Annotated in this window: 19 protein-coding genes and 1 pseudogene; 13 read left to right on the top strand and 7 right to left on the bottom strand. The window is 65.6% G+C overall.

From position 1 onward, the window contains the following. The first annotated feature begins 142 nt into the window (after window positions 1-142). Window positions 143-790, top strand: coding sequence for an alpha/beta hydrolase (locus WN72_RS23220; RefSeq protein ID WP_018641706.1), 648 nt, complete (start codon window positions 143-145; stop codon window positions 788-790). Between the two features lie 7 nt (window positions 791-797). Then, window positions 798-1,309 (top strand): annotated as a pseudogene (locus WN72_RS23215) (DUF1697 domain-containing protein). Here the strand turns inward: WN72_RS23215 and WN72_RS23210 are convergent. The 3 genes from WN72_RS23210 to WN72_RS23200 all read right to left on the bottom strand — a co-directional run bounded on the left by WN72_RS23210 (window position 1,306) and on the right by WN72_RS23200 (window position 3,524). After that, on the bottom strand, window positions 1,306-1,629 hold the full coding sequence (locus WN72_RS23210; RefSeq protein WP_092216225.1) for a DMT family transporter: 324 nt from the start codon (window positions 1,627-1,629) through the stop codon (window positions 1,306-1,308). The pseudogene WN72_RS23215 and the gene WN72_RS23210 sit on opposite strands and share 4 nt — an antisense overlap. Before the next feature lie 4 nt (window positions 1,630-1,633). Further along, window positions 1,634-2,311 carry a glutathione S-transferase family protein gene (locus WN72_RS23205; protein ID WP_092216364.1) on the bottom strand — a complete coding sequence of 226 codons (678 nt, stop codon included), beginning with the start codon at window positions 2,309-2,311 and terminating at the stop codon, window positions 1,634-1,636. 109 nt (window positions 2,312-2,420) lie between these two features. Continuing rightward, window positions 2,421-3,524 (bottom strand): anhydro-N-acetylmuramic acid kinase, encoded by a 1,104-nt coding sequence (locus WN72_RS23200; RefSeq protein WP_092216224.1) that lies wholly within the window; start codon window positions 3,522-3,524, stop codon window positions 2,421-2,423. A gap of 160 nt (window positions 3,525-3,684) precedes the next feature. Between WN72_RS23200 and tyrS the strand changes: the two genes are divergently transcribed. The 4 genes from tyrS (at window position 3,685) to WN72_RS23180 (ending at window position 8,979) form a co-directional block, all read left to right on the top strand. Further along, entirely contained in the window at window positions 3,685-4,938 is a 1,254-nt protein-coding gene (tyrS, locus tag WN72_RS23195) for a tyrosine--tRNA ligase (RefSeq protein ID WP_027557830.1), read from the top strand. 56 nt (window positions 4,939-4,994) lie between these two features. Next, entirely contained in the window at window positions 4,995-6,266 is a 1,272-nt protein-coding gene (locus tag WN72_RS23190) for an MFS transporter (protein WP_092216223.1), read from the top strand. Between the two features lie 219 nt (window positions 6,267-6,485). Further along, window positions 6,486-6,890: a DoxX family protein gene (locus WN72_RS23185; protein ID WP_092216222.1), complete on the top strand. Its 405-nt coding sequence runs from the start codon at window positions 6,486-6,488 to the stop codon at window positions 6,888-6,890. Window positions 6,891-7,284: 394 nt separating this feature from the next. Then, window positions 7,285-8,979, top strand: coding sequence for a methyl-accepting chemotaxis protein (locus WN72_RS23180; protein ID WP_092216221.1), 1,695 nt, complete (start codon window positions 7,285-7,287; stop codon window positions 8,977-8,979). A 155-nt stretch (window positions 8,980-9,134) separates the two neighbouring features. Here WN72_RS23180 and WN72_RS23175 read toward each other — a convergent pair whose 3' ends face one another. Continuing rightward, window positions 9,135-12,944, bottom strand: coding sequence for a YhdP family protein (locus tag WN72_RS23175; RefSeq protein WP_167380836.1), 3,810 nt, complete (start codon window positions 12,942-12,944; stop codon window positions 9,135-9,137). Between the two features lie 204 nt (window positions 12,945-13,148). Between WN72_RS23175 and WN72_RS23170 the strand changes: the two genes are divergently transcribed. Continuing rightward, the gene (locus WN72_RS23170; RefSeq protein WP_092216219.1) at window positions 13,149-13,829 is read left to right on the top strand and encodes a peroxiredoxin; all 681 of its coding nucleotides are present in this window, start codon (window positions 13,149-13,151) and stop codon (window positions 13,827-13,829) included. 111 nt (window positions 13,830-13,940) lie between these two features. Beyond that, window positions 13,941-15,305, top strand: a complete 1,365-nt coding sequence (locus tag WN72_RS23165; protein ID WP_194482920.1) for a M23 family metallopeptidase — start codon at window positions 13,941-13,943, stop codon at window positions 15,303-15,305. 31 nt (window positions 15,306-15,336) lie between these two features. Here the strand turns inward: WN72_RS23165 and WN72_RS23160 are convergent, their stop codons facing one another. Then, window positions 15,337-16,566, bottom strand: coding sequence for a DUF5666 domain-containing protein (locus tag WN72_RS23160; RefSeq protein ID WP_092216217.1), 1,230 nt, complete (start codon window positions 16,564-16,566; stop codon window positions 15,337-15,339). Beyond that, window positions 16,563-17,450 (bottom strand): DUF6502 family protein, encoded by an 888-nt coding sequence (locus WN72_RS23155; protein ID WP_167380820.1) that lies wholly within the window; start codon window positions 17,448-17,450, stop codon window positions 16,563-16,565. Before WN72_RS23155 ends, WN72_RS23160 begins: the two co-directional genes overlap by 4 nt. A gap of 125 nt (window positions 17,451-17,575) precedes the next feature. On the opposite strand from WN72_RS23155, the gene WN72_RS23150 reads away from it, so the two are divergent. The 5 genes from WN72_RS23150 to WN72_RS23130 are packed head-to-tail and all read left to right on the top strand — an operon-like array spanning window position 17,576 to window position 23,098. After that, window positions 17,576-17,737, top strand: coding sequence for a hypothetical protein (locus WN72_RS23150; protein ID WP_167336510.1), 162 nt, complete (start codon window positions 17,576-17,578; stop codon window positions 17,735-17,737). Window positions 17,738-17,745: 8 nt separating this feature from the next. Further along, window positions 17,746-19,686 (top strand): glycosyltransferase, encoded by a 1,941-nt coding sequence (locus WN72_RS23145; RefSeq protein ID WP_092216215.1) that lies wholly within the window; start codon window positions 17,746-17,748, stop codon window positions 19,684-19,686. A 3-nt stretch (window positions 19,687-19,689) separates the two neighbouring features. Further along, entirely contained in the window at window positions 19,690-20,430 is a 741-nt protein-coding gene (locus tag WN72_RS23140; RefSeq protein WP_092216214.1) for an ABC transporter ATP-binding protein, read from the top strand. After that, window positions 20,427-21,806, top strand: coding sequence for a glycosyltransferase family 4 protein (locus WN72_RS23135; protein WP_027557819.1), 1,380 nt, complete (start codon window positions 20,427-20,429; stop codon window positions 21,804-21,806). The genes WN72_RS23140 and WN72_RS23135 overlap by 4 nt, the downstream gene beginning before the upstream one ends. Before the next feature lie 11 nt (window positions 21,807-21,817). Beyond that, entirely contained in the window at window positions 21,818-23,098 is a 1,281-nt protein-coding gene (locus tag WN72_RS23130; protein WP_092216213.1) for an O-antigen ligase family protein, read from the top strand. Here the strand turns inward: WN72_RS23130 and WN72_RS23125 are convergent, their stop codons facing one another. Continuing rightward, window positions 23,099-24,334 carry an ABC transporter substrate-binding protein gene (locus WN72_RS23125; RefSeq protein WP_027557817.1) on the bottom strand — a complete coding sequence of 412 codons (1,236 nt, stop codon included), beginning with the start codon at window positions 24,332-24,334 and terminating at the stop codon, window positions 23,099-23,101. Between the last annotated feature and the right edge of the window lie 16 nt (window positions 24,335-24,350).

The raw sequence follows: 24,350 nt of genomic DNA, 5'->3' as shown, positions 1-24,350 counted from the left end.
GTCACCGCGCGCCAATCGCGCATCACCGCGAGGCGCACGCCTTCTCATCCTTCATTCGCTTCGTCGGCATCAAAGTCGATGAAGCCACAATCGGTTGATTGCCGAGGAACCTCGCTCCAGCACATCAATCAAGAGATCATCGATGCCTGAAGTCATTTTCGCCGGCCCTGCTGGCCGTCTCGAAGGCCGCTATCACCCGGCCAAGCAGAAGAACGCGCCGATCGCGATGATCCTGCATCCGCATCCGCAGTTTCACGGCACGATGAATCATCAGATCGTGTACCAGTGCTACTACGCCTTCGCGCACCGCGGCTTCTCGGTGCTGCGCTTCAACTTTCGCGGCGTCGGCCGCAGCCAGGGCTCGTTCGACCACGGCACCGGCGAATTGTCGGATGCGGCCGCCGCGCTCGACTGGGCGCAGACCATCAATCCCGAGGCACGCGCCTGCTGGGTCGCCGGCTTCTCCTTCGGCGCCTGGATCGGCATGCAGCTCCTGATGCGCCGTCCCGAGGTCGAGGGTTTCATCTCGATCGCGCCGCCGGCCAATCTCTACGACTTCTCGTTCCTCGCACCCTGCCCCTCGTCCGGCCTGATCGTGCATGGCGAGAAGGACGCAGTGGTGCCGCCGAAGGACGTCAACACGCTGGTCGAGAAGCTGAAGACGCAGAAGGGCATCGTGATCGACCAGCAGATCATCCCCGGCGCCAACCACTTCTTCGACGCCAAGCTCGAGCCGCTGATGGAGACCATCACGGCGTATCTCGACATGCGCCTCGCCAACGTCCGATAAGAACGATATGGCCGCGTTCGTAGCCCTGCTGCGCGCGGTCAATGTCGGAGGCACCGGCAAGCTGCCGATGACCGAGCTCAAGGCGATGTGCGAAGAGCTCGGTTTTGGAGCCGTGCGCACCTACATCGCCAGCGGCAATGTGGTCTTCACCAGCCGCAAATCGGAATCCGCAATCAAGGCCGCACTGGAAAAGCGCTTGCACGCCTTCGCCGGCGCGCCGGTCGGTGTGCTCGTGCGCAGCGCCGCCGAGATGGCAGAGGTTCTGGCTGGCAACCCGTTTTCCAAAATGGCGCCCAACCGCACGGTCGCGATCTTCCTCGACAAGGCGCCGCCCGCCGATACGCTCGCCGGAATTCGCGGTCAGAAGGACGAAGAGGTCAAGCTCGCCGCCGCGAGATCTACGTGCATTACGGCGACGGCATGGGGACGTCAAAACTCGCGATCCCCGCCGCCAAGACCGGCACCGCGCGCAACATGAACACCATCGCCACCCTGGCGAAGATGGCCGCGGAGCTTTAGGCCAGCTTGAGCGCGGTAATCCCCATCAGCACCAGCACGATACCTACGAGCTTCATAGCGCTGAGCGTTTCCCCGAACAGCACGACTCCCAACAGGAACGTGCCGGCAGCCCCGATGCCGGTCCACACCGAATAGGCAACGCCGACTTCGAGCACCTTCAGCGCGCGCCCGAGCAGGAACACGAAGGCTGCGAGCAGCACCAGCGAAGCGATGCTCCACCCCGCCCGCGTGTAGCCTTCTGCGTACTTCATCGAGATCGCCCAGCCCACATCGAGCGCGCCGGCGATCACCAGCATCAGCCAGGCGACGGATGACGACATCGGCTCAGGCCGCGAGCTTGAGGAGATGCGCATCGTGCCGGACGAGGAAGGCGCGGAGCAGCTGCGGATAGTCCGCCCCGACCGCAGTGCCGACGCTCGGGCGCTTTGCGAGCTCAGCGCGCCAGGCGCGGACCTTCGGCACATCCCTAAAGATGCCATGCTCGGCCAGCTCGTCGAACAGATCGAAATAGCGAAAGACCGGCGCGAACACCGCATCGACCAGGCTGAACGCTTCGCCAGCGAAATAAGGCCCTGCGCCGAGCGCGGCTTCGACGCGCGCGAACTTCGCGACAAGCGCCTGGCGCTTGCTTTCGAAGGTCGCCGGATCCGTCGTGGTCTCCAGGCCCCAGAGATCGCCGAGGATCGCCGAACCGAATTCCATCCAGGCGCGGTGCTCGGCACGCTTCAAGGCATCCGCCGGATGCAGCTTGGCGCCGGCTTGCGTCTCCTCGATGTACTCGCAGATCACGTTGCTCTCGAACAAGGCCACCTCGCCCTTGTCCGTCGTCACCACCAGCACCGGCACCTTGCCGAGCGGCGAGATCCTCAAGAACCAGTCGGGCTTGTTGGCGAGGTCGATATCGATCCGCTCGAACGGAACGCCCTTCTCTTTGAGCGCGATCACGGCGCGCTGCACATAGGGGCAAAGCTTGTGGCTGATGAGCTTGAGCGAAGATGTCATGGCCATGATCCCGGCGGTTCGATGCAACTGCATCCAAGATAGATGCATTTGCATATATCCGTCAAGATCGATGCAACTGCATCAACCGGCTGTGACCTCGGCTGCCTCTCTAGGGTCTGGCGATCACCCCGCCGGTCATCGGCATCGGCACGCCCGTGGTCGCCGGATAGGACAGCGGCAGGCCCTTGAGGCCGCGCGCGGCGAGGAAGCCGAAGGCCTGCGCCTCGATGGCGTCGGAGGCCCAGCCCAGCGTCTCGGCCGCCTCGACGGTGGCCGAGCCCACCCGCTCCCGCAGCATGCGGAGCATGGTGAGGTTGCGGGCGCCGCCGCCGCAGACGATCCAGCTCCGCGGCCGCCGCGGCAGCAGCGGTATGACGCGGGCGATCGCCGCCGCGGTGAAGGCCGTCAGCGTCGCCGCACCATCGGCCGGCGCGACCTCGCCGAGCTTGAGCGCGGCGAAATCGTTGCGGTCGAGCGATTTCGGCGGCGGGCTTGCGAAGAACGGCAATTCCAGCGCCCGCGCGATCCAGGCGTCGTCCGCGTTGCCGAGCGCGGCGAACTTACCCTCCGCATCGAACGCCTGGTTCATGGTCCGGTACATGAAATCGTCGAGCAGCGCGTTGCCGGGCCCCGTGTCGCAAGCGATCAGCGTGTCGTTGCCGTCGATATAGGTGATGTTGGAGACGCCGCCGATATTGACCACGACGATCGGCCCTTCGCGCTCCAGCGAATTGGCGAGCGCGCGGTGGTAGACCGGCACGAACGGCGCGCCCTGCCCGCCCGCCTCGACGTCGGCGGCGCGGAAATCATGCATCACGGGAATATGGATCGCCCTGGCGAGCGCCGGCCCATCGCCGATCTGAACCGTCATCCGCTTCTCGGGACGGTGCAGCACGGTCTGGCCATGGAAACCGACGATGTCGATATCCTCCGGCCGCATCCGGTTCTGGGCGACGAAGGCGGCGACCGCCTCGGCATGCGCCTGCGTCACCGCGCGCTCGGCCTCGGCCAGGATGCCCGGCCGGGCATCGCGCCGCGGCAGGTGCACGGCCTCGGACAGCGCCTGGCGCAGCAGATTGCGCTCCGCCGGGCCATAGGGCCGGTAGCCGGACGGTCCGAATGCCTTCACCTGTTTTCCATCGGTCTCGATCAGCGCGACATCCACCCCGTCCAGCGAGGTGCCGCTCATCAAGCCGAGTGCCGTCAACATCATCTCAAGCGGGCCTCGACGTCCCCTACCCTGACGCCTGACTTGTATCAAACAAGTACATCTTATAATGCCACAGCGCGCATTTTTGCGGCAGCCCGGCTGGCGCTGGTTCCGCAACTTGCCGCAATGATCGTAAAATAAGAATGATCAGGCACGCCGACAGATGACTGCATTTAAATCGGATTTCCTCAACACCCTGCAAGAGCGTGGATTCATCCACCAATGCTCCGATTTCGAGGGGCTGGACGCGCTCGCCGCCAAGGGCGAGGCGACCACCTATGTCGGCTACGATTGCACCGCCCGCTCGCTGCATATCGGCAACTACCTGACCATGATGATGCTGTACTGGCTCCAGCAGTCCGGCAACAAGCCGATCACGCTGATGGGCGGCGGCACCACGATGGTGGGCGATCCCTCCGGCAAGGACGAGACGCGTGCGATGCGCACCGTCGCCGAGATCGAGGCCAACAAGGAATCGATCCGCGGCGTGTTCGCAAAGGTGCTGCGCTATGGCGAGGGCAAGAGCGACGCCATCATGCTCGACAATGCGGAATGGCTGACCAAGCTGAACTGGATCGAGATGCTGCGCGACGTCGGCCGGCACTTCTCGGTCAACCGCATGCTGACCATGGATTCCGTGCGGCTGCGCCTCGAGCGCGAGCAGGAGATGAGCTTCATCGAATTCAACTACATGGTCTGCCAGGCCTACGACTTCGTCGAACTCGCCAAGCGTACCGGCTGCCGGCTCCAGATGGGTGGCTCGGACCAGTGGGGCAACATCATCATGGGCGTCGATCTCGGCCGCCGCATGGGCACGCACCAGCTGTTCGCGCTGACGACGCCGCTCTTGACCACCGCCTCGGGCGCCAAGATGGGCAAGACCGCGCAAGGCGCGGTGTGGCTCAACGCCGACCAGTTCTCGCCCTATGATTTCTGGCAGTACTGGCGCAACACCGAGGACGCCGACGTCGGCAAGTTCCTGAAGCTGTTCACGACGCTGCCAATGAGCGAGATCAAAAAGCTCGAGGCGCTCGGCGGCTCCGAGATCAACGAGGCCAAGAAGGTGCTCGCGACCGAAGCGACCGCGCTGCTGCACGGCCGCGACGCCGCGAACGAAGCCGCTGAAACCGCGCGCCGCACGTTCGAGGAAGGCGCGCTGGCCGAAAGCCTCCCGACCGTGGAAATTCCGCGCGGCGAATTGGACGCCGGCCTCGGCGTGCTCAACGCTTTCGTCAAGGCGGGCCTTGTTGCCTCCAACGGCGAGGCGCGGCGCCAGATCAAGGGCGGCGGCCTCCGCGTCAACGATGAGCCCGTGACCGACGAGAAGATGGCGCTGTCGGCCGGCAATCTGACGCCGGAAGGCGTGATCAAGCTGTCCTTCGGTAAGAAGAAGCACGTCTTGATCAGGCCTGCATAGGCGTATGAGCTTTTGATGCTTGTCAGGGCGCGCCGAAGCGCGCTCCCTGACGGGCAATGGATCAGAACACGCCCAAGCAATCGACGGCGGGAACGAGCAAGGATAGCATTGCGGCGACGTCGCAAGGCGCCGTTCGCATCGCGCTCACCGTGCTCGCGCTCTGCTTCACGCTCGCGGTTCTCGGCCGCGGGCTCGGCGACAGCTTTACCGTGTTCCTGAAGCCGATCTCGGAAAGCTTCGGCTGGGACCGCGCGCAGATCGTGTCGGTTTATTCCCTCACCTGGCTCGCGAGCGGCCTCACCGCCCCCTTCGTCGGCCGCCTGTTCGACCATTCCGGACCGCGCATCGTCTATGCGCTCGGCCTGCTGCTGCTCGGCGCGGCGTTCCTGATCGCGGCGCATGCGCAGCATCTATGGCAGTTCCAGCTCTCGATCGGCCTCTGCGTCGGCATCGGCGTCGCTTTCATCGGTATCGTGCCGAACTCGATCCTGCTCGGCCGCTGGTTCGGGCCGCGTCTGCCGACCGCGATGTCGGTGGTCTATTCGGCAATGGGCGGCGGCGTGCTGGCGCTGCTGCCGGCCTCGCAGCTCCTGATCGACCATATTGGCTGGCGCGACACCTACCAGCTGTTCGGCTTCGCAGCCTTGGGCCTGCTGGTGCCGCTGTTGCTGCTGCCGTGGCGGCTGTTCGCCGCGGGCTCGCCTCATGTCGTGAAGAAGACCGATCCGAACTTCGTCGACAATGGCTGGACGCTGCTCGGCGCGATGCGCCATCACGCCTTCTGGGCGCTGTTCTCGACCTTCTTCTTCACCGCCGTCGGAATGTATGCGATCGCCGCGCAGATCGTGGCCTATCTGATCGATGCCGGCTTCCCGCCGCTCCAGGCTGCGACCGCCTGGGGTTTTTCCGGCGTCGTGCTGGTGTTCGGAATGCTCGGCGTGTCCGCGCTCGACGGCCTGATCGGGCGCCGGCCCTCGGTGCTTTTGAGTTACGCGATCTCGATCCTCGGCATCGTCCTGCTGTGGCTGCTGCAGTACTCGCCCAACATCCTGCTGCTGACCGGCTTCGTCGTCTGCTTCGGCAGCATGATGGGCTCGCGCGGCCCGCTGATCAGCGCGACCGCGATGCGGATCTTCCAGGGCAAGCGCGTCGGCACCATCTATGGCACGATCTCAATCGGCAGCGGGCTGGGCTCGGCATTCGGCTCCTGGAGCGGCGGCCTGATCCACGATGCGACGCACGGCTACAACGCGTTGCTCGCCTTCGCACTTGCGAGCGTGGTGCTCGGGATGATCCCGTTCCTGATCGTGCCCGCCTTGCGGCGCTAGGTTTCGCAGGAGTAACCTAAGCGCATTCGCATCACCGGAAAATTACGGATGGGCACGACGCGAACGCGCGCAAAAATCCGAATCGCAGGCGGCTGAAACCCCGGCATGCGGTGTTTTGTCCAACATGACGAAAATGTCAGCGCGAAAATTATGCCGGGTGGCTTGCGAGGCGGAACCGAATGCGGTCCAAGTCGCGCATTGGATGGAGGGCACAAACCAATGGACTTTCCCTATCTCGTTCGCTTTCAACCGGTTCTCTTGAGCCTGTTTCGCTTCATCACCGGCTTGCTGCTGTTCCAGTATGGCGTCGCCAAGCTGTTCAAGTTTCCGGTGCTTCCCTACTTCGCGAACATTCCGCCGCTGATCTATGTGGCCGGTACGCTCGAGCTCGTGCTCGGCGCGCTGCTGATGATCGGCCTGTTCACGCGCCTCAGCGCTTTCATCCTCTCGGGTGAGATGGCCTTCGCTTACTTCATGGGCCACATGTTCAAGGGCGAGACGCCGGTGTTCCTGCCGCTGCTCAATGGCGGCACCGCGGCGATCCTGTTCTGCTTCGCGTGCCTCTATCTCTCGGCGGCCGGCGGCGGCTCGGTCAGCGCCGATGCGGCGATGGGCAAGAAATAACGGCTTGATCGGCGGCGCGTTCGCGCGGCGCTGACGCACGCGGTTGACGCGCAAGTAAACGACGGCACCGGCAGTTTCGCCGGTGCCGCCTACCGCGAGCCCAACACGTTCCAGATCAGAACGAGGGCCGCGACCAGCAGCACGGACATGATGAGGCGGTGAACGAATCGATTCATTGCACGTCCGGCCAAGCCCAATCAGCACTAAAGTCTGAGAACGACGTCCACCCGCAAAAACACGGGTGCGCGGCGATGCATCGCGATTTGCCTGCACACTTGCGCATAAGGCTGCAAATGCCGTGCTGCGCGACGGGCCGTCGCATGCCTACGTTCATGATTGGTAAGAACTTCATGCTACCGATACGAGCAATAACAACCATTCCGTAGAGGCCGCGATGAAGCTGCTCAGTCACCTGAAGATCCGCACCAAGCTGACCAGCATGGTCTGCCTCGCGGCGCTCACGGTCACGGCCATCATCGGCGTATCGGCGGTGCTCAGCAAGAGCCGCATGATGGAGGACCGTGTCCAGCAAATGCGGACCGCGGTGGAACTTCTCTACAACTACGCACAATCGCTCCAGGACGAGGTCACTGCCGGCAAGCTGACGCAGGCCGAGGCGAAAGCCCAGTTCCACCAGCGCGGCCGCCGCATGAGCTTCAACGGCGGCCAGGGCTATCCCGTCGTCTACAATCCCGACACCTCGCTATTCGTGAACGGCGCCAACCAGCAGCTCGAAGGCAAGATCACAGGCGCCATCGACTCCAATGGCGTCCTGATCGCCGACGCGATCATGAACACCGCCAATCAGAATGCCCAGGGCGGCGTGGCCTCCTACCTGTACCCTCGTCCGGGCCAGACCGAGCCGGTCCGCAAGACCGTTTTCACGCGCAAATTCGCGCCCTGGAACGTCACCATCAGCTATGGCCTCTATGTCGACGACATCGACGCCGACGTTCGCGCGCTTACGCTCGAACTCGCTGCGATCGGCATCGGCCTGATGCTGCTGATGGCGACGCTGTCCTGGCTGATCGCCCGCGACGTGCTCGGTGCGCTCGACCGCCAGAAGAACCGCATGCAGGAGATCGCCGACGGCGCCATCGACAGACCGGTCGAGGAGACCGACCGCGGCGACGAGATCGGCCGCATGGCCGAGACGCTCGAAGTGCTGAGACAGACCGCGCTGACGGCGCGGAACCTGGAGGCCGAGCAGGCCGCCAACAAGAGCCGCAGCGAGCAGGAGAAGCGCGAGGCCCTGATCGCGCTCGCCGACCGCTTCGATGCCTCTGTCGGCCAGCTCGTCGGCCTGATGGCCTCCGGCTCCGGCGAGCTCGAGACCACCGCCAAGTCGATGTCGTCGACCGCCGAAGGCACCAACCAACGCGCTGCCGTGGTCGGCTCGGCCGCCACCGAAGCCAGCCAGCGCGTCCAGACCGTTGCGGCGGCCGCCGAGGAGCTCTCCTCCTCGATCACCGAGATCAGCCGTCAGGTCGCACAATCGGCCGAAGTCACCGGCCGCGCCGTCGACAGCGCGCGCCGCACCGACACCATCGTTCGGGCGCTCTCCGACGGTGCCCAGCAGATCGAGCACGTCGCCGAGCTGATCTCCAGCATCGCGGCACAGACCAATCTGCTCGCGCTCAACGCCACCATCGAGGCGGCACGCGCCGGTGACGCCGGCCGCGGCTTTGCCGTCGTCGCCTCCGAGGTGAAGTCGCTGGCGAGCCAGACCGCGGAGGCCACCCGCGAGATCGGCGACAAGATCGCGCAGATCCAGGGCGCCACCAGGGAGGCCGTCGACGCCATCGGCGGCATCACCGCCACCATCGAAGAGGTCAGCCGCATCGCCACCTCGATCGGAGCTGCCATCGAGGAGCAAGGCGCCGCCACTGCCGAGATCGCCCGCAGCGTCTCGCAGACCGCGGAGGCGACGAAGGAGGTCACCACCAATATCGGCGGCGTCTCCACGGCAGCGAACGAGACCGGCAACGCCGCCGGCATGGTGCTCGCCGCGGCCAGCAACCTCTCCAAGCAGGCCGAGCAGCTCTCCGGCGAAGTCGGAACGTTCCTCGCAGGCGTGCGCGCGGCGTAGCGCGCCACTCCGAACAAGACGTTTGGCGCGAAAGCGTCGCCACGTTCGTCATGGCCGCGCTTGTCCCGGCCATCCACGTTTTAGCCGAGCCGCACGAAGAACGTGGATGCCCGGGACAAGCCCGGGCATGACGAGCACTCGAGAAAGTAGGTGGCTTACCGCCGCGCCAGGCTGCACCCGTTCGAGAGCTGGCGGGTCGAGCCGGTCGAGCCATCGTTCGATTGCGAGGGGAATTCCTCGAACGGCGAGTTCTGCTTGCCGGTGTTGAACTCCATGATCTTCCGCGTCACGCCGGGAAAGATCGCGGAGATCGGATTGACGCGCATCACGGGCGCGGCCGGCGTGCCGACGACCTCGTAGGTCACGCCGATCAGTCCCTCCTTGTCGCCAGCCCCCAGGATCAACCCCAGCACCGGAATCTGTCCGAACATGTTGTTCAATCCGTACATCGGCACGAAGGTGCCGCTCATGCACACCTGGTTGCCGGGATAATCGATCGAGCCCTCGATGGTGGCACCGATCATCGGACCCTTGACCACACCATCGCGGATCGTCAGCGAGCCGTTCTGCCGGGTGAACTCGGCGCGCAGCGCGCTGAAGGAGACGCCGTTGCCGGTGCCGTTGGGCGCGCCGGCCGCGACGCGCTCGAGCTGCGCCTCGCCCTTTACCGTGAAATCGCGCACATTGATCAGGCCCTCGCGCGAGGCGTTCGGCTCCGACGTCGGCGGCTCCATCGCCACCACCATCTGGCCGCCGACCGCCTTGGTGTAGGTGTCAGTGAAGCGCAGCAGCGCGCCGGCATTGTTGGTCTGGAGGTAGATCACCTCGCGGTTGCCTTGGGCGCGGCCACCGCGCAGGTCGGCCGCGACCGGCGAGTCGTTGCCGATCTTGCCGCTCAGCGTGAACGCCTTGATGGCCCCGCTGCGCTTCGACATCTTGGCATCGAGGCTGCGCATCGCCTCGCCGTTGAACCCCATGACGGCGCCGAGTTTCAGGTCGATGTCGAAATCGACGTTCTTCAGCTTGTTCTTGGAATCGTCCTTGGAATTGCCTGAGATCGCCGATTTCAGGAAGCCGCGGCCGTCGAAGACATCGCCGCGCATCGTGCCCTTGACCACGCCATCCTGGCTGCGCTCGACCTTCAACGACGCCTTATCGCCGTCGGACGGCGAATAGGTCGGGAAGTTCGCATTCATGAGGTCGCCGTTCGGATCGACCTCGAGCGAGCCCTTGATCGAAGCACCGCCGCCTTCGATGACGATGTCCTCGAAACGGGTCGACTGCGCCGTCGGCACCACCTTGAAGCTGGCCTTGCCCGATTTGCCCGGCAGCTTGACCCAACCGGGCAGGATGTTGTCGAGCTTGACCGAGGTCAGGTCTGCTTCGACGCCGAGCTTGGTGGTCTGGTCGGGACCGCCGGCGATCTTGCCCGACAATTTGATCGGCAGCGAGCCGCTGACGGCGGGGCTGAGATCAAAGCCGAGGCGCGCGCGGCTCGCATCGTCCAGCGTCGCCTGCAATCTGACGTCCGCGTCGCCCTCGGCCGGCTTGCGGTAGTCAAGCGAGGCCGCCTGCCCGTTGATCTTGACGTCGCCCTTGACCTGATAGCCCTGGTTGTTGGCGGCGATCTTGAGGTTGTTGGCCTCCAGCTTCTGGTTCATCACCAGCTTGTCGGCTGAGAAGCCGTTGAGGTCGGCGGTGACGGCATAGACGGTGTCGGCCTTGGTCAACTCGCCCTTGACCGGCAAGCCGAGCTGAATGTTCGCCGTGAACGTCCCCTTGCTGGTGTTGGGATCGACGACCGTCGCCGACAGATCGCTGAGGCGATCATTGGCGAGCATTTCGGCCGCCGCCGGTACCGGACCGTCGACGCGGAACCTGGTGCGCGAGGGCGACGGCTTGGGCGCCATGTCAGGCACCTCGAAGACGAAATCGGAGATCGTGACCTTGCGGCCCGCAGGCGTGTCGGCAATGCCCTGGCCGATGTTCACGGTCGCGGTGCGCCCGGTGACGCGCGCCTTCAGATCGGCGTCGTGCACGACGGGCATGCCATCGACGGGGCGGACCGCGACGCCGCTCGCCACGATGTTGACCGAGAGGCCGTCGTCGGGAATCGGCGGGCCCTTGCGCGGCAGGTTCCTGGTCGACGAATTGATGCCGATCTCGATGCGCTGGAGCGTGCCGCGCTCGATGCGCTCGATCACCCATTCGCGCAGCTCAGGCACGACGAGCGTCGGCCACATCCGCTTCAGCGCCGAGGCCGACATCGGCGTGCCGGCAAAGCCCAGCGTCAGCCGCGGCTCGCCGGAATAATCGATGGCGCCGGTGCCGGCGACGCCGATCTCGCCATTGCTGATGTCGGCCTGCGTCAGCAACATGCGCTTGTGGTCGGTGTCGAAGCGAAAGCCGATCGCGATGCGGTTGAAGACCAGCGGCGGCTCGTTGTCGATGCCGCCGAGCAGAATCGACCCGCCGCTGAAGCCGAGCTGCCAGTCGTTGATGGTGCCGTTCGGCGGCTCGAGATGGGCCAGCAGCGTCAGACGGTTCGCGCCCGAGAGGATCTTGAACGGCGCGACCAGCACCCGCCGATTGGCGTCCCACTCGATGTTGATCTCGGCCTGGTCGATCGCCATCGGGTAATCGGGCGTATCGGTATCGATGATGTTGCCGGCGCCGATCACGATCTTGCCACGGAAGAAAGTCGGCACGCCGTCGCGGCCGAGCTCGCCCTTGAGCTCGCCGGTCAGCGGCAGGTCGGCGGTATAGGTGAGATCCTTGACCCGCAGCGCCAGCAGGATGTTGGAGGTCGAGACCTTGTCGGCCTTGATGTCGACCGAGCGCACGCCGTTCTCGGCGGGGCCGATCGTGGCCCGCAGCATCCACGGACGCGCGCCCTCCTCGCCGAGGCTGAGCGTGACGCCACCACGGCTCGGCCGGCGCAGGCTGAGCGTGATGTTCTCAAAGGTCCATTTGCTGCCGCGCTGCTGATCGTCGACGATCAGGTTGCCGTTCTTCAGACCGATCTCGTTGAGGTTCTGGCCGTCGAGGCCGGTCATGCTCAGGCTGTCGAGCCAGTCGAGGCCCTGAAGGATGCCGCTCTGTGCGGTCGCCTGCGGTGCCGCTTGCGATGCGGCTTGGGATGGGTCTTGGCCCGCGGGCGCGGTCGCAAAGGGCGGCGGCGGGACGCCATTGCGCGGGAACGTCGGCGGCAGGCCCGCGTCCTTCTTGGACGCAACACCTGTTGCCAGCGGTTTGGCGGTGTCGCCGGCGGAGACGGTGACGGTGCCGTCCGGCGCGATGCGGATCGCGAGCTCGGCGTCGACGAGATTGAGGCTCTCGGCGCGCAAATGGCCCATCAGGAGGCCGGCGCCCGACAACTTCACCTCGGCCTTCGGCGCGGTGGCGACGACGACATGATCGTGGTCGCGGACGACGATGTCGCGGATGCGGACGGCGATGCGGACCCGGCCGGCCCGCTCGATCTGGGTGCCGCCGACCTCGACCGTATTGCCGTGACCGATATTGTCCTCGATCGCCGCGGCCAGCCAGGGCGTTGCGATGTCGAGATTGATGGGACCGGCGCCAAGGCGCCACCACAGCGCGCCGAAGCAGCCGACAAAGATGACGACGAGAGTGCCTACGACGACGGCGATCCGGCGAAGCCAGCGTCCGCTCGGCAGTGCCCGCCGAAACGACGAGAAGCTGTCACCGATCCGAAAGCGCGAACCGGAGCGCGACAGCAGGCGGCGCGCCCGATGGCCCGCCTCCTCCTCCTGATCCTGATCCCAATCGGCCTCGTCCCAATCCGGCGGCTCTTGATAGCCGCCGCGCCGATCGAAATCCCGATTGTGATCCTGGGGCGACGTATTCCTTGCCATTGCCTCTCGATACAGGCGCCCATCATGGGTTTGAGCACCGCCGGGACCGCAGCCGTCGACAGGGATGGAAGCACCCCGCCCCGGCATTGCCGCCATACCTCGAATATTCCTGCTGTTCGTCATTTCGCCCCGGGAGCGCGTTCAACGAGCAGTGGGGTGGTGCGTGGAAATCCTTGTAACCATATCCCGGCGCCGCCAGACTTGCCCAGCCAAGGGCGCGAATCCGGCGTGCCGGACGAGATCTGCAATACCGCTTTGGTTGACCCGCCGAAAGCGTCGAAAGGAAGGCGTATGTCCAAGAAATCCCGAAAGAAATCGTCCAAAACGCCCTCCGGCAGTCCGACGGCTAAAAAGAAGACCCTAAAAACGCGGGCATCCAGTCAAACAAAACTCGCCAAAACCCGGCGGGCACCGGCCAGCAAATCAGCCGCGAGCATAGCAAAGACAGCATCGCATGGGGCCGCATCGAAACAGTTAAATTCCTCCAAATCGGCCGCGGCGGCGAAGGTGGCCTTGGCCGAGGGCGAGAAGGCCCCCGCCTTCCGCCTGCCCCGCGACGGCGGCGATGTGGTCACGCTGTCCGACTATGCCGGCCGCAAGCTCGTCCTGTTCTTCTATCCCCGCGCCGACACGCCCGGCTGCACCAGGGAGGCGATCGACTTCACCCGGCTTGCCGACGACTTCGCCAAAGCCGGCACGGCTGTGCTCGGCATCTCCGCTGATCCGTTAAAGGCCCAGGAGAAGTTCCGCGACAAGCACAAGCTCGGCGTTCCTCTCATTTCGGATGAGCAGCACGAGATGCTCGAGGCCTATGGAGCCTGGGGCGAAAAATCCATGTACGGCAAGAGCTTCCTCGGGATTCTTCGTACCACGATTTTGGTCGGGAGTGATGGCAAGGTCGCCAGGGTCTGGCGCAATGTCCGGGTCGACGGCCACGCCGATCAGGTGCTCGAAGCGGCAAGAAGTCTTTAACCAGCCCGTTAAGTTCTAACGGTTCCGTTTCCGGAAAATTAACCATGACCGGCCCAGATTGCTGCGGCAATTGAGCCGCAAGGAAACCATCCGACCGGCGCGGGAGTGCCGATGTCGAAAAGTTCTGCCCAATACTCGCAGTACCCCCAGCATCATCCTCACGACCACGGACGGGCCTTCCAGCGGCGTCCTGCCGCCACGGCAGCGGCCGCGATTCCGCTTCCCGCGACCGACGACGCCTACACCATCGTGCATCACGGCAAGCAGGTCCGCCTCGGGCCCGTGGTGTTCTGGATTGTCGTCGGCACCGTCGTGCTGCTCGGCCTGTGGTCGGCGGCAACCGCCACCTATTTTGCGTTCCGCGACGACGTCCTGACCCGCCTGATCGCACGTCAGGCCGAGATGCAATACGCCTATGAGGATCGCATCGCCGAGCTGCGCGCCAAGGTCGACCGCACCACCAGCCGGCAATTGCTCGACCAGGAACAGTTCGACCAGAAGCTCGACCAGATCATGAAGCGCCAGACGGCGCTGGAGTCCCGAGCGACGGCGCTCGGCGCCATGCCCGACGTGACCGGATCGATCCCGCGCTCGATTCCGCAGCGCGGCGATGCCGGCCAGAGCACGACGCAGGGCACGCCCAAACCCTCGCCGATCAGCGACACCGTGATCTTCGTAGCGCCGCCTGATCGCGAGGCGCGGCTCGAGTCACGCGCACCGACCGTGGCAGCTCCGCCGACCAGCCAGTTCGCCAAGAACCAGGGTTTTGACAACGTCCTGGTCCGGCTCACGAGCTCTCTCGACCAGGTCGAGCGTCGCCAGATGGCGGCGCTCAGCGCCGTCGAGGACGGCATGGATTCGCGGATGCGCCGGATGCGCGGCGTCGTCAGCGATCTCGGTTTGAACCTCGCCAATCTCGAAGCCGCCGTGCCGCGCAGCGCCATGGGCGGCCCGTTCGTGCCGGTCAAGCTCTCAGCCAATGCCGGGCCGTTCGAGAAGCAGCTCAACCGCATCAACGTCACCCGCGCCGAGATGGATCGGCTCAATCGCACGCTGGCGCTGGTGCCTTATCGCAAACCCGTCATCGGCGAGGTCGAGTTCACCTCCGGCTTCGGCGTGCGCAGCGATCCCTTCCTCGGTCGTCCCGCGATGCATACCGGGCTCGACTTCCGCGCCGCAACGGGCGACCCGGTCCGCGCCACCGCCTATGGCAAGGTGGTCTCGGCCGGCTGGTCCGGCGGCTACGGCCGCATGGTCGAGGTCGATCACGGCAACGGGCTTTCGACCCGCTACGGCCATCTCTCCGAAATCATCGTCAAGGTCGGCGAGATCGTGAAGATCGGCCAGGTCGTCGGCCTCGTCGGCTCGACCGGACGTTCCACCGGTCCGCATCTGCACTACGAAACCCGCATCGACGGCGAAGCGGTCGATCCGCAGAAATTCCTGCGTGCCGGCGTGCGCCTCAGCGCAGGCTAGGCCCGGGCTTGCTTCCGGCGTGCGCGGCCTCTTAGCGCCGCCCGCCGCCCATCCCGCCTCCGGGACCGCCGAAGCCGCCACCACCCATTCCACCACCCGGACCCATGGGGCCGCCGGGCGAGCCAAGACCACCGGGCGAGCCCAAACCGCCGGGACCTGACGGGCCGGTCGGTCCCGTCGGCGCGGGGCCGGGTGTCGTGCTGGGGCCAGATCCAGGCGCACCTGGCGCGCCCGGTGCACCGGGCGCCGTCGACGGGCCGCCGCCCTGAATGGTGGTGCCGCGATTCGGATGCAGGATCGAGCCGCCCGGCGAACGCCCGGGATTGCCGGCGCCGCCTGGCCCTTGCGTCGGCGAGCCCGGGAACTGGCCGACCGCGCGCGCCGAATCGAGCTGGAGGCCGCGCGAGCGGTCGAACGCGCCGTTGACCACCATTCGCGCTTCGCCGGCCGCAGGGCCAAAGCGCGAGCTGTCACGGGCAATCAGCCCGGAGCCGAGCTGGAGGTTTGCGCCCGACCGCTGCACATAGGCCTCGATCGACAGGCGGCTGGCGCCGACGAGATCGGAGAAATCGTCGATCCGCGTGCGCGCGGCCTGCATCATCCCCTGGGTCGCGCTGCCCTCGATCTGGACGCGCTGGCCGACCAGCAAGGGATCGACGCCGCTCAGCTTCAGCCCGCCGATATGCAGACCGTCCGCGCCGCGCTCGACGAGGCCCGTGACGCGCGCAGCCGCCTCGCGCCGCGGCTCGACCAGGCTGGCGACGATGACGCCGTCGGTCCGGCGCAGGCCGAACACGGCAACGTGCGCGCCTGCGCGGAGCTTGGTCTCCTTGCCGCTCGCCACGATCTTCTGGCCGAGCACGGTCAGCTCGTTGCCCTTCACCGATTCGATGGGACCTGCGACCTCGCTCGCAATCGTGATGTTGCGCGTGACCAGCGTGCCGTCGGCCTGACGCATTGCGACCACGCGCGCGAGCTGGCCGATACGCAGCGCCTTGGTGCTCGCCGCCTCGCCGTCGATCCGGACCGGAACGTCGTTCGCGTAAGTGATGCGCTCGCCGTTGACGTAGATGCTGCCGAAACGCTGGATCACACCGACGATGCCGGTGCCGCCGATGCCGTGATCATCGCCGCGCGTGAGCCCGGTGCCGCCGATGCCCTGGTCGGTGCCGCGCCCGCTCTGCGCACGGGCGATCGCCGTGCCGGCGAGCCAGAGTCCCGTCAGCAGAAGGCGGCGCGAGATCAGCGGCGGCCGGCTCATGAGGAGCTGCCCTCTTTGCCAGACTGTTTGCCGCCATTAGTCGCCTCGCCCTCCTCGTCGGCATCTTCGCTGTAGATGTAGATGCCGAAATTCCAGCGGGCGTCACCGCCTTTGTCCTTGGCGAGCGCGCGGTTGGCCTCGCGGTTGGCGGTCTTGAGCGCGTCCATGGCGAGCTCGCGCGAGCGCGCCTCGAGGCGCTTCGCCAGCTTCGGCGAGATGTTGTTGTAGTGCACCGCGCGTTCGAGGAAGCGCGGCCCGTCCGAGACGTTCTGCGCGGCCGCCGCGATATGGTCGTGCAGATTGCGGCCGAGATAGTGCCATTTGCTGTCGTCCTCGCCTGATGGGACGAAAGCGGCCTCGACCAGCTCGATCTCGTCGTTCCCGTTGATGGTGACGAGCTTGCGGTCGACCCATTCGTCGAGCACCGCGCGCGGGCGCACGTCTTTCGTGACGGAGGCGACGAGCTGCTCGAACGAGGGCTCATCGCCTTCGGCCGTGCGCGGCAGCGCCAGCGGCTCGCCTTTCGCGTCGGTGAACTCGGGCGCGGCGAGCCAGCGCGCGATCACGGCGCTGGTCAGCGACACCGCCGCCGGCGCTTCGTGCACGGGCGCGCCCGCGCCGCGCAGCCGCGCCACCTCCTTGCGATGGATCCCGGTGAGCAGGCTGACGCGGCTGTCGGTCTGCTCCTTTCCCTCGAGCGCGAAATCGTGCTCGGCGACGTTGACGAACAGCTCGCGCAGCAATTGCGCCAGCGCCGGAAAGGTCATGCCGCTGCGGATGCAGAGCCGCACGAGCGGGCGCAGCAGCCGCGCCAGCGGCGCGTGCAGCTTCGCGGCGGCATTCGGCTGCGGAGCCGCTGCTTTGGACCCGGGCTTGGCATTCATGTCTGAATTGTACCAATGCCTCACGTGGGACACAATCCCACATTTTCCCGTTTTGCGATTGACGTGGTAAATTTTCCCACATATACGGAACGCCACTGAGGGCGCGATTTAAAGGGACATTGACCATGGCCGACCGCTTGGCCCGCATTTCCAGTGCACCGTGTACCGTTCCGATGTTCGAGGGCCGCCACGGCCTGATCGAGCCGATGCTGCCGGCACTGATGCGGGGCGTGATCTTCATCTCGGTGCTGGCCGCACCGTTCGTCGCCGCGCTGCTCGCAGGCTGACCACCATCATGCATCACACCCAAGACAACTTGCACGAAACCCCGCGCCGCCCGTCGGTGCTGCACATCTTCAAGATCTATTATCCCGACCTGTTCGGCGGCACCCTCACGGTGATCCGCGACATCTGCGCGAGCCTGAAGGACGTCTTCGCCTCCGCCGTGCTGGTCTGCTCGCAATCGGTCGAGCGGCGCGACATCGTCGTCGACGATGTGCCGGTCGAGCGCGTCCGCTCGTTCGGCAATGTCCTGTCGCTCCCTGCCGCCCCGACCTATCCCTGGCGTCTCTGGCGCAAGATGGCTGAGCACGATCTGCTCGCCCTGCACGCCCCCTTTCCGCTCGCCGACCTCGTCTTCGCGTTCGGATTCGGCGCCAAGCGGCCGCTGGTGGTGCACTGGCATGCCGACATCGTCAGCCATGCCGGCCTGCGCTGGTTCATCGAACCCTTGATGCGGCGGACGCTGCGGCGCGCCAAGGCGATCGTCGTGTCCGACCACGTGCTGGTCGACAACACGCCCCTGCTGCGCGAGTTCGAGGACAAGTGCCACGTCGTGCCATTCGGCATTGACACTTCGGGCTATGACTGGGCGAAGATCGAGCCGCACCACGTCAATGATCGCGGCCGGCTCGTGCTCGCCTGCGGCCGGCTCGTGCCCTACAAGGGTTTCGACGTGCTGATCCGCGCCGCGGCTTTGCACAATTTCGAGGCCTGGATCATCGGCGAGGGCGTGGAGCGGCCGCGGCTCGAGCAGCTGATCGCCGAGCTTGGCGTCGGCGACCGAGTCCGCCTGCTCGGCTCGGTCAATGATTGCGAGCGCATCAAGCTGATGTGCCTTTCCGACGTCTTCGTGATGCCCTCGGTCACCAATGCCGAGACTTTCGGCCTCGTGCAGCTCGAGGCCATGGCTGCCGGCCGTCCGGTGGTGAACACTGCACTCGACACCGCGGTGCCGCGCGTCGCCCGCCACGGCATGGAGGCGATCACGGTGCCGCCCGGCGATGCCGAGAAGCTGGGTGAGGCCATCGACACCCTGATCCGCGATCCCGAGCGGCGGCGCCGCATGGGACTGTCGGCGCGGACGCGCGCGCTCAGCCGCTATTCCGCCACCGCCTTCAAGCAAGGCATGGAGACCGTCTACCGCGAAGCCGTCGCCGCCCCCAGCGAGCAGCGATCGGCGCGGCCCGAGCCGCCGCAGGCAACCGGCTGGGTGGACACCGTCCGGATCGCGGCGGCGCTGGCCTGGTCCGACATGCGCCACCGCTATGTGCGCTCGCTGCTCGGCCCGTTCTGGATGTCGCTCCAGATGGCGATCGTGGTCGCGGTGCTCGGCTCGGTGATCGGGCAGATGTCGAACGCCGGCGTGGTATCGCGCCTGCCCATGCTGGCGCTGTCGATGACGGCCTGGACCTTCCTCAACAGCGTGGTGCTCGACGCCACCACGGCGCTGCAAAACTCCGCGAGCATGATCCGCGACCGGGCGCTGCCGCCGATCATCTTCCTGCTGCAATGCACGTTCCGGCATGCGCTGTTCGCGCTCCATAACGCCTGCGTGCCGCTGGTGCTGTGGCTCATCCTGTCGCCCCACGACCTCTCGCACGCCCTGGCGGCGCTGCCCGGCCTCCTGGTCTTCGTGGCCTGCACCTTCGCCCTAAGCCTCGTCCTCGGCGCGATGGCAACGCGCTATCGCGACCTCAAGCCCATCATCGAATCCACGCTGATGCTCGCCTTTCTCGCCTCGCCCGTGATCTGGTCGTCGGACATCATCAACCACCGCTCGACAGTGATGCGGCTCAATCCGCTGACGCATCTGTTCGCGGTCTGGCGCGAGCCGCTGGCGGGCGGCCATGTCGATCCCGTCAGCATCGCCTACGTGCTCGTCGCGCTGGCGCTTCTGATTGGTGCGAGCCTGCTGACGCTGGTTCACCTGCGCAAAGCGGCATTCTGGATTTGACGCATGGTCTCGATCAACTTGCGCAACGTCTGTCTCGACTATCCGCTTTACGGCGCTTACGATCATTCGCTGAAGCGGCGGCTGCTCGGCCATCTCATCCGCGAGCCCAGCGAGATGCGGATCATCCGCGCCGTCGACGATGTCACGATCGAAGCCGAAGCAGGCGCCCGCATCGGGCTTGCCGGTCCCAACGGCTCCGGCAAATCCACGCTGCTGCGGCTGATCGCCGGCGTCTATCCGCCGAGCAGCGGCAGCGTCGATATCCGCGGCAACGTGATGCCCCTGCTCGGCCTGAATGCCGGCGTCAACGTCGACTTCGTCGCCGAGGACAATATCGCGCTGCTGCTGCGGATCAGCGGCCGCAAGCCGACCCGCAGCGTGATCGACGATATCTGGGCCTTCACCGAGCTCGAGACGCGCATGCAGCGGCTGCCGTTACGGATGTTCTCCTCAGGCATGCTGATGCGCGTGCTGTTCGCGACCGCCACCGCCTTCCCGGCCGACATCCTGCTGCTCGACGAATGGCTGAGCGTGGTCGACGAGCACTTTGCCGAGAAGGCGCAGGAACGCCTTCTGAACCTCGTCTCGCAGGCGGCGATCGTGATCATCGCCTCGCACGACCAGCCGCTGCTGCGCCGCACCTGCTCCAGCATCATCAACCTCGATCACGGCCGCATCGCCTCGACCGTGACGGTCGAGCCGCCGGCCACGCACGCCTTCGAGCTCCGCGAGAAACGCGCATGAAACAGAACATCCTCTTCGTGTCCGAGTCGCTCGGACAACCCAATCACAAGCGCGGCATCTTCCACTTCACCCGGGAGCTGGCCCGTTCGCTCGCCTCGGAGGGCCACGAGCTCACGCTGCTGGTCGAGACCTCCAAGCGCCACCGCAAGCTGTGCCGGCGTGAGCGACGCACCAAGCTGTTTCCGGCGCAGTCGCGCAACATCGAGCTGCTCGCTCTTTATCGCTTCCTCGACGAAGTCAATGTGAGCGGGCCGGTGACGCTCAGCGGCACGCGCCGCAAGTTCGACTGGCTCCGCCAGCGGGCCGGCCTGTTGCTGTCGCGGGACAACTTGCTCTGCCTGCTGCGCGCGATCGGCCTGCGTGGCCTGCACGCGCGGCTGATCGAGAACCGCACCGCCGCGCTCGAATATATTCCGCCGGATCTGAGCCACCTCGAACTGTTCCGCGACTTCCAGCTCGAGCCCGGATTCTTCAACTATCAGGACTCCTCGGCCTTCTTCCTGCTGCCGCCGCCGCGGATCGATGCGCGCGACTACGACGTCATCGTCGTGGACACCCCGACTCGCGTCGCGATCAGGCGCAGGCCGGACGCCAAGGTGATCTGCGTCGTCCACGATCTGTTGCCGCTCACCGACCTCAAGCTCAGCGACATCGCCACGCGGCAGTTCCTGGCGCGAATTCGCACCAGCCTGCGCCAGGCCGACGAGCTCGCCTTCGTTTCAAACTACAGCATGATGCGGTTCAGGGAACTGTTGCCGCAATTTGCGCACCTGCCGGCGCGGGTCGTGTATCCCCGCACCCGGTTCGACGCCCCGGATGTCCTGCACCTCCCAGCCCCGTCGGGGCGTCCGGGGCGGCCGAACTTCGTCATCATCGTGTCGAACGAGCCGCGCAAGAACGTCGCCACCGTCATTCGCGCCTTCCGCAACATCCCCCAGGCCGATCTCGTGGTGATCGGCTATGCCGGCCAGATCAGCCGGATGCGCGATCTTCCGAACAACGTCCGTTTCGCCGGCTATGTCGACGAGCATGAAAAGGCCGCGCTGATCGCGGAGGCACACGGCGTGATCATGCCGAGCCTTGCCGAAGGCTTCGGCATCCCGATCATCGAAGCGCTCGCGGCCAGCACGCCGGTGCTGTGCTCCGACATCGCGGTGTTCCGCGAGGTCGCGGGCGAGCTCGCCGACTATTTCGACCCGTTCTCGACCGAGGCGATCGCCGCCTCCGTCACGCGCGTGCTGACGCGGCAGGAGGAGTGCCGCGGCAGGATCCGCGCAAGGCGCCACGAGCTTGCAAAGCGCTTCGGCTACGAGACCCAGGCCCGCGACTTCCTCGGCCATGAGCTGACGAGGGAACGGCTGGTCGCCGCACAGTAGGCGCCGTCCGCATGACCGCCGAATCCGCGCTATGGTCTGGCCCGGCCGGTCCGCAGATCCGGCGCAGCCGATGGCAGGCGCTGGGCCGTTCAGCAGCGCTGGGCCGGGCCGCGGACGTGCTCGTCGTCCTGATCGCAGCGTCGCTGCCATGGTCGACCACGGCGCCTTCAATCTTCGTCGGGTTCTGGCTGCTGGCTGTCACTCCGACCATCGACTGGCGCGACTATGGCCGGGAGTTCGGACGGCCTGCCTTTGCCCTCCCCTTTGCCTTCCTGCTGCTCGCGCTTGTAGGCATGCTGTGGTCGGACGGCGCCTGGCCGGACCGGCTGCACGCGGTCAAACCGGTCGCAAAGCTCGTGCTCATTCCGCCGCTGATCTACCATTTCAGCCGGTCGGAACGCGGCCTCCAGGTCTGTCTCGCCTTTCTCGGCTCCTGCGCGCTGCTTGCGGTCTACTCCTGGATCGTGCTGCTCGATCCCTCCTGGAAGATCACCGCGACGGCGTCATCAGGCGTCCCGGTCAAGAACTACATCGATCAGAGTCAGGAATTCACGCTTTGCGCCTTCGCTCTCGCGCTGCCGGCGATGACGTTCTGGCGCGGCGGACGCGCGGTCGCGACCGCCGCTTGCATCGCCTTGATCCTGCTGTTCGCCACCAACATGGTGTTCGTCGCCGCGGCCCGCACTGCCTTGCTCTGCATCGCGGTGCTGCTCGGCCTGTTCGCGTGGAAACACCTCAGCCGGCCCGCGGCGCTGATCCTGCTCGCGGGCACAATCGCCGCGAGCAGCCTCGCCTGGACGACGTCGCCCTATCTGCGCCAGCGCGTCACCGACATTGCCGTCGAATACCGCCACGGCCACGAGGACATCAGCCACGCATCGACCGCACAGCGGCTGACTTATTGGCGTAAGGCGCTTCACGCCTTCACGGAGGCGCCTCTGATCGGCCACGGTACCGGCTCGATCAAGCGCCAGTTCGAGCGCGCCGCCACGGACGGCAGCAGCCTCGATGCGGAGGTCGTCAGCAATCCGCACAACCAGACCCTGCACGCCGCGATGCAATGGGGCGCGCTCGGCATCGTCCTGCTCTACGCGATGTGGCTCGCGCACCTCCGCCTGTTCCTCGGCGAAGGTCTCGCGGCCTGGATCGGGCTCGTCGCGGTCGTGCAAAACATCGCGAGCTCACTTCTGAACTCGCATCTGTTCGATTTCCACGAGGGCTGGATGTATGTGCTCGGCGTCGGCGTCGCGGGCGGCATGGTGCTGAAGGCCAAAGCCGGTCGCCAGAAGTGACTACTGGCTGCGCTCGTGGCCGACCTCGCCGGTGATGACCTCGCCGAACAGCTCCCAGGCTTGCCCGTTGAAGCGCATCAGCTGCATCTGCTCGATCGGGAAATAATCATCCGGCGAGGTGTTGACCATGATCCCCGGCAGCATCAGGTCGGTATGAAACTCCTTCAGGTTCGCGGCCTGCTTCATGACGTTCTCGCGCGTGAGATTGTCGCCGCACTGCTTGAGGACCTGCGCCATCGCCTCGGCCTGCACATAGCCATAGACGTTGTTGGCATTGGCCTTGTCGCCATCAGGGTAATACTTGTCCATGAATTCGCGCCATTTCACCACGGCCGGATCCTTGTCCCAGGTCGGATCGGTCGGATCCTTCAGATAGACCGTCGAGATGATGTCCTTGGAATATTCGAGCCCGGCGGGCTTGAGCACCGAGGCGACCGAGGTCGCGGTGTTGGCCAGAAAGAATTTTGGCTTCCAGCCGAGCTCGCCCACTTTCCGGATCGCCTGTGCCGAACCTTTCGGCGCCGCCCATGAGAAGAAGATGTCGGCGCCGGAATCGTGCAGGGCCACGATCTGCGAGTCGATCGAGGGATCGCTCACCTCGTAGGATTTGTCGGCGATGATCATATTGGCCTTGTCGCCGAGCCCGTCCTTCAGGCCCTTGAACTGGTCCTTGCCGGCGTCGTCGTTCTGCCAGAACACCGCGATCTTGCTGTTCGGGAAATGATCGCGGATGTATTTTGCGTAGATCCGGCCCTCGCTCTGGTAGTTGGGCTGGAAGCCCATGGTCCAGGGAAAGTTCTTGGGGTCGCCGAATTTGGTGCCGCCGGAGGCGACGAAAAGCTGCGGCACCTTCTTCGCGTTCATGTATTTCATGATCGCGGAGTTCGAGGGCGTGCCGAGCGGTTGGAAGATCAGGAGGACTTCGTCGCTCTCGACCAGCTTGCGCGCCTGCTCGATCGCCTTCGGCGGCGAATAGGCATCGTCATAGCTGATGAAATTGATCTTGCGGCCGTTGATGCCGCCCTGGTCGTTGATCATCTTGAAGAACGCGGCCTCGGTCTTGCCGATCACGCCATAGGACGACGCCGGCCCGCTATAGGGCATGATGTTGCCGATCTTGATTTCGGCGTCGCTGGCGCCGGGGTCGTATTTCTTCTGCGCCGAGGCCGGCGTCGCAGCGAGCACGCCGGCGACAAGCATGGCGAGGGCAGCAAGGTTTTCGCGACGACCCGGCATCGTTCTCTCCCTGTTT

Source organism: Bradyrhizobium arachidis (assembly GCF_015291705.1).
GTDB classification, from domain to species: domain Bacteria; phylum Pseudomonadota; class Alphaproteobacteria; order Rhizobiales; family Xanthobacteraceae; genus Bradyrhizobium; species Bradyrhizobium arachidis.
This window is presented reverse-complemented; position numbering and strand designations above follow the sequence as displayed.

Excerpts from the sequence above, each read along its gene's own strand:
- WN72_RS23180 (WP_092216221.1), top strand. The coding sequence starts at position 7,285 with ATGAAGCTGCTCAGTCACCTGAAGATCCGCACCAAGCTGACCAGCATG.
- WN72_RS23185 (WP_092216222.1), top strand. The coding sequence starts at position 6,486 with ATGGACTTTCCCTATCTCGTTCGCTTTCAACCGGTTCTCTTGAGCCTG.
- WN72_RS23140 (WP_092216214.1), top strand. The coding sequence starts at position 19,690 with ATGGTCTCGATCAACTTGCGCAACGTCTGTCTCGACTATCCGCTTTAC.
- WN72_RS23125 (WP_027557817.1), bottom strand. The coding sequence starts at position 24,334 with ATGCCGGGTCGTCGCGAAAACCTTGCTGCCCTCGCCATGCTTGTCGCC.
- WN72_RS23220 (WP_018641706.1), top strand. The coding sequence starts at position 143 with ATGCCTGAAGTCATTTTCGCCGGCCCTGCTGGCCGTCTCGAAGGCCGC.
- WN72_RS23130 (WP_092216213.1), top strand. The coding sequence starts at position 21,818 with ATGACCGCCGAATCCGCGCTATGGTCTGGCCCGGCCGGTCCGCAGATC.
- WN72_RS23160 (WP_092216217.1), bottom strand. The coding sequence starts at position 16,566 with ATGAGCCGGCCGCCGCTGATCTCGCGCCGCCTTCTGCTGACGGGACTC.
- WN72_RS23205 (WP_092216364.1), bottom strand. The coding sequence starts at position 2,311 with ATGACATCTTCGCTCAAGCTCATCAGCCACAAGCTTTGCCCCTATGTG.
- tyrS (WP_027557830.1), top strand. The coding sequence starts at position 3,685 with ATGACTGCATTTAAATCGGATTTCCTCAACACCCTGCAAGAGCGTGGA.
- WN72_RS23150 (WP_167336510.1), top strand. The coding sequence starts at position 17,576 with ATGGCCGACCGCTTGGCCCGCATTTCCAGTGCACCGTGTACCGTTCCG.
- WN72_RS23190 (WP_092216223.1), top strand. The coding sequence starts at position 4,995 with ATGGATCAGAACACGCCCAAGCAATCGACGGCGGGAACGAGCAAGGAT.
- WN72_RS23175 (WP_167380836.1), bottom strand. The coding sequence starts at position 12,944 with ATGCCGGGGCGGGGTGCTTCCATCCCTGTCGACGGCTGCGGTCCCGGC.
- WN72_RS23165 (WP_194482920.1), top strand. The coding sequence starts at position 13,941 with ATGTCGAAAAGTTCTGCCCAATACTCGCAGTACCCCCAGCATCATCCT.
- WN72_RS23145 (WP_092216215.1), top strand. The coding sequence starts at position 17,746 with ATGCATCACACCCAAGACAACTTGCACGAAACCCCGCGCCGCCCGTCG.
- WN72_RS23200 (WP_092216224.1), bottom strand. The coding sequence starts at position 3,524 with ATGATGTTGACGGCACTCGGCTTGATGAGCGGCACCTCGCTGGACGGG.
- WN72_RS23170 (WP_092216219.1), top strand. The coding sequence starts at position 13,149 with ATGTCCAAGAAATCCCGAAAGAAATCGTCCAAAACGCCCTCCGGCAGT.
- WN72_RS23155 (WP_167380820.1), bottom strand. The coding sequence starts at position 17,450 with ATGAATGCCAAGCCCGGGTCCAAAGCAGCGGCTCCGCAGCCGAATGCC.
- WN72_RS23135 (WP_027557819.1), top strand. The coding sequence starts at position 20,427 with ATGAAACAGAACATCCTCTTCGTGTCCGAGTCGCTCGGACAACCCAAT.
- WN72_RS23210 (WP_092216225.1), bottom strand. The coding sequence starts at position 1,629 with ATGTCGTCATCCGTCGCCTGGCTGATGCTGGTGATCGCCGGCGCGCTC.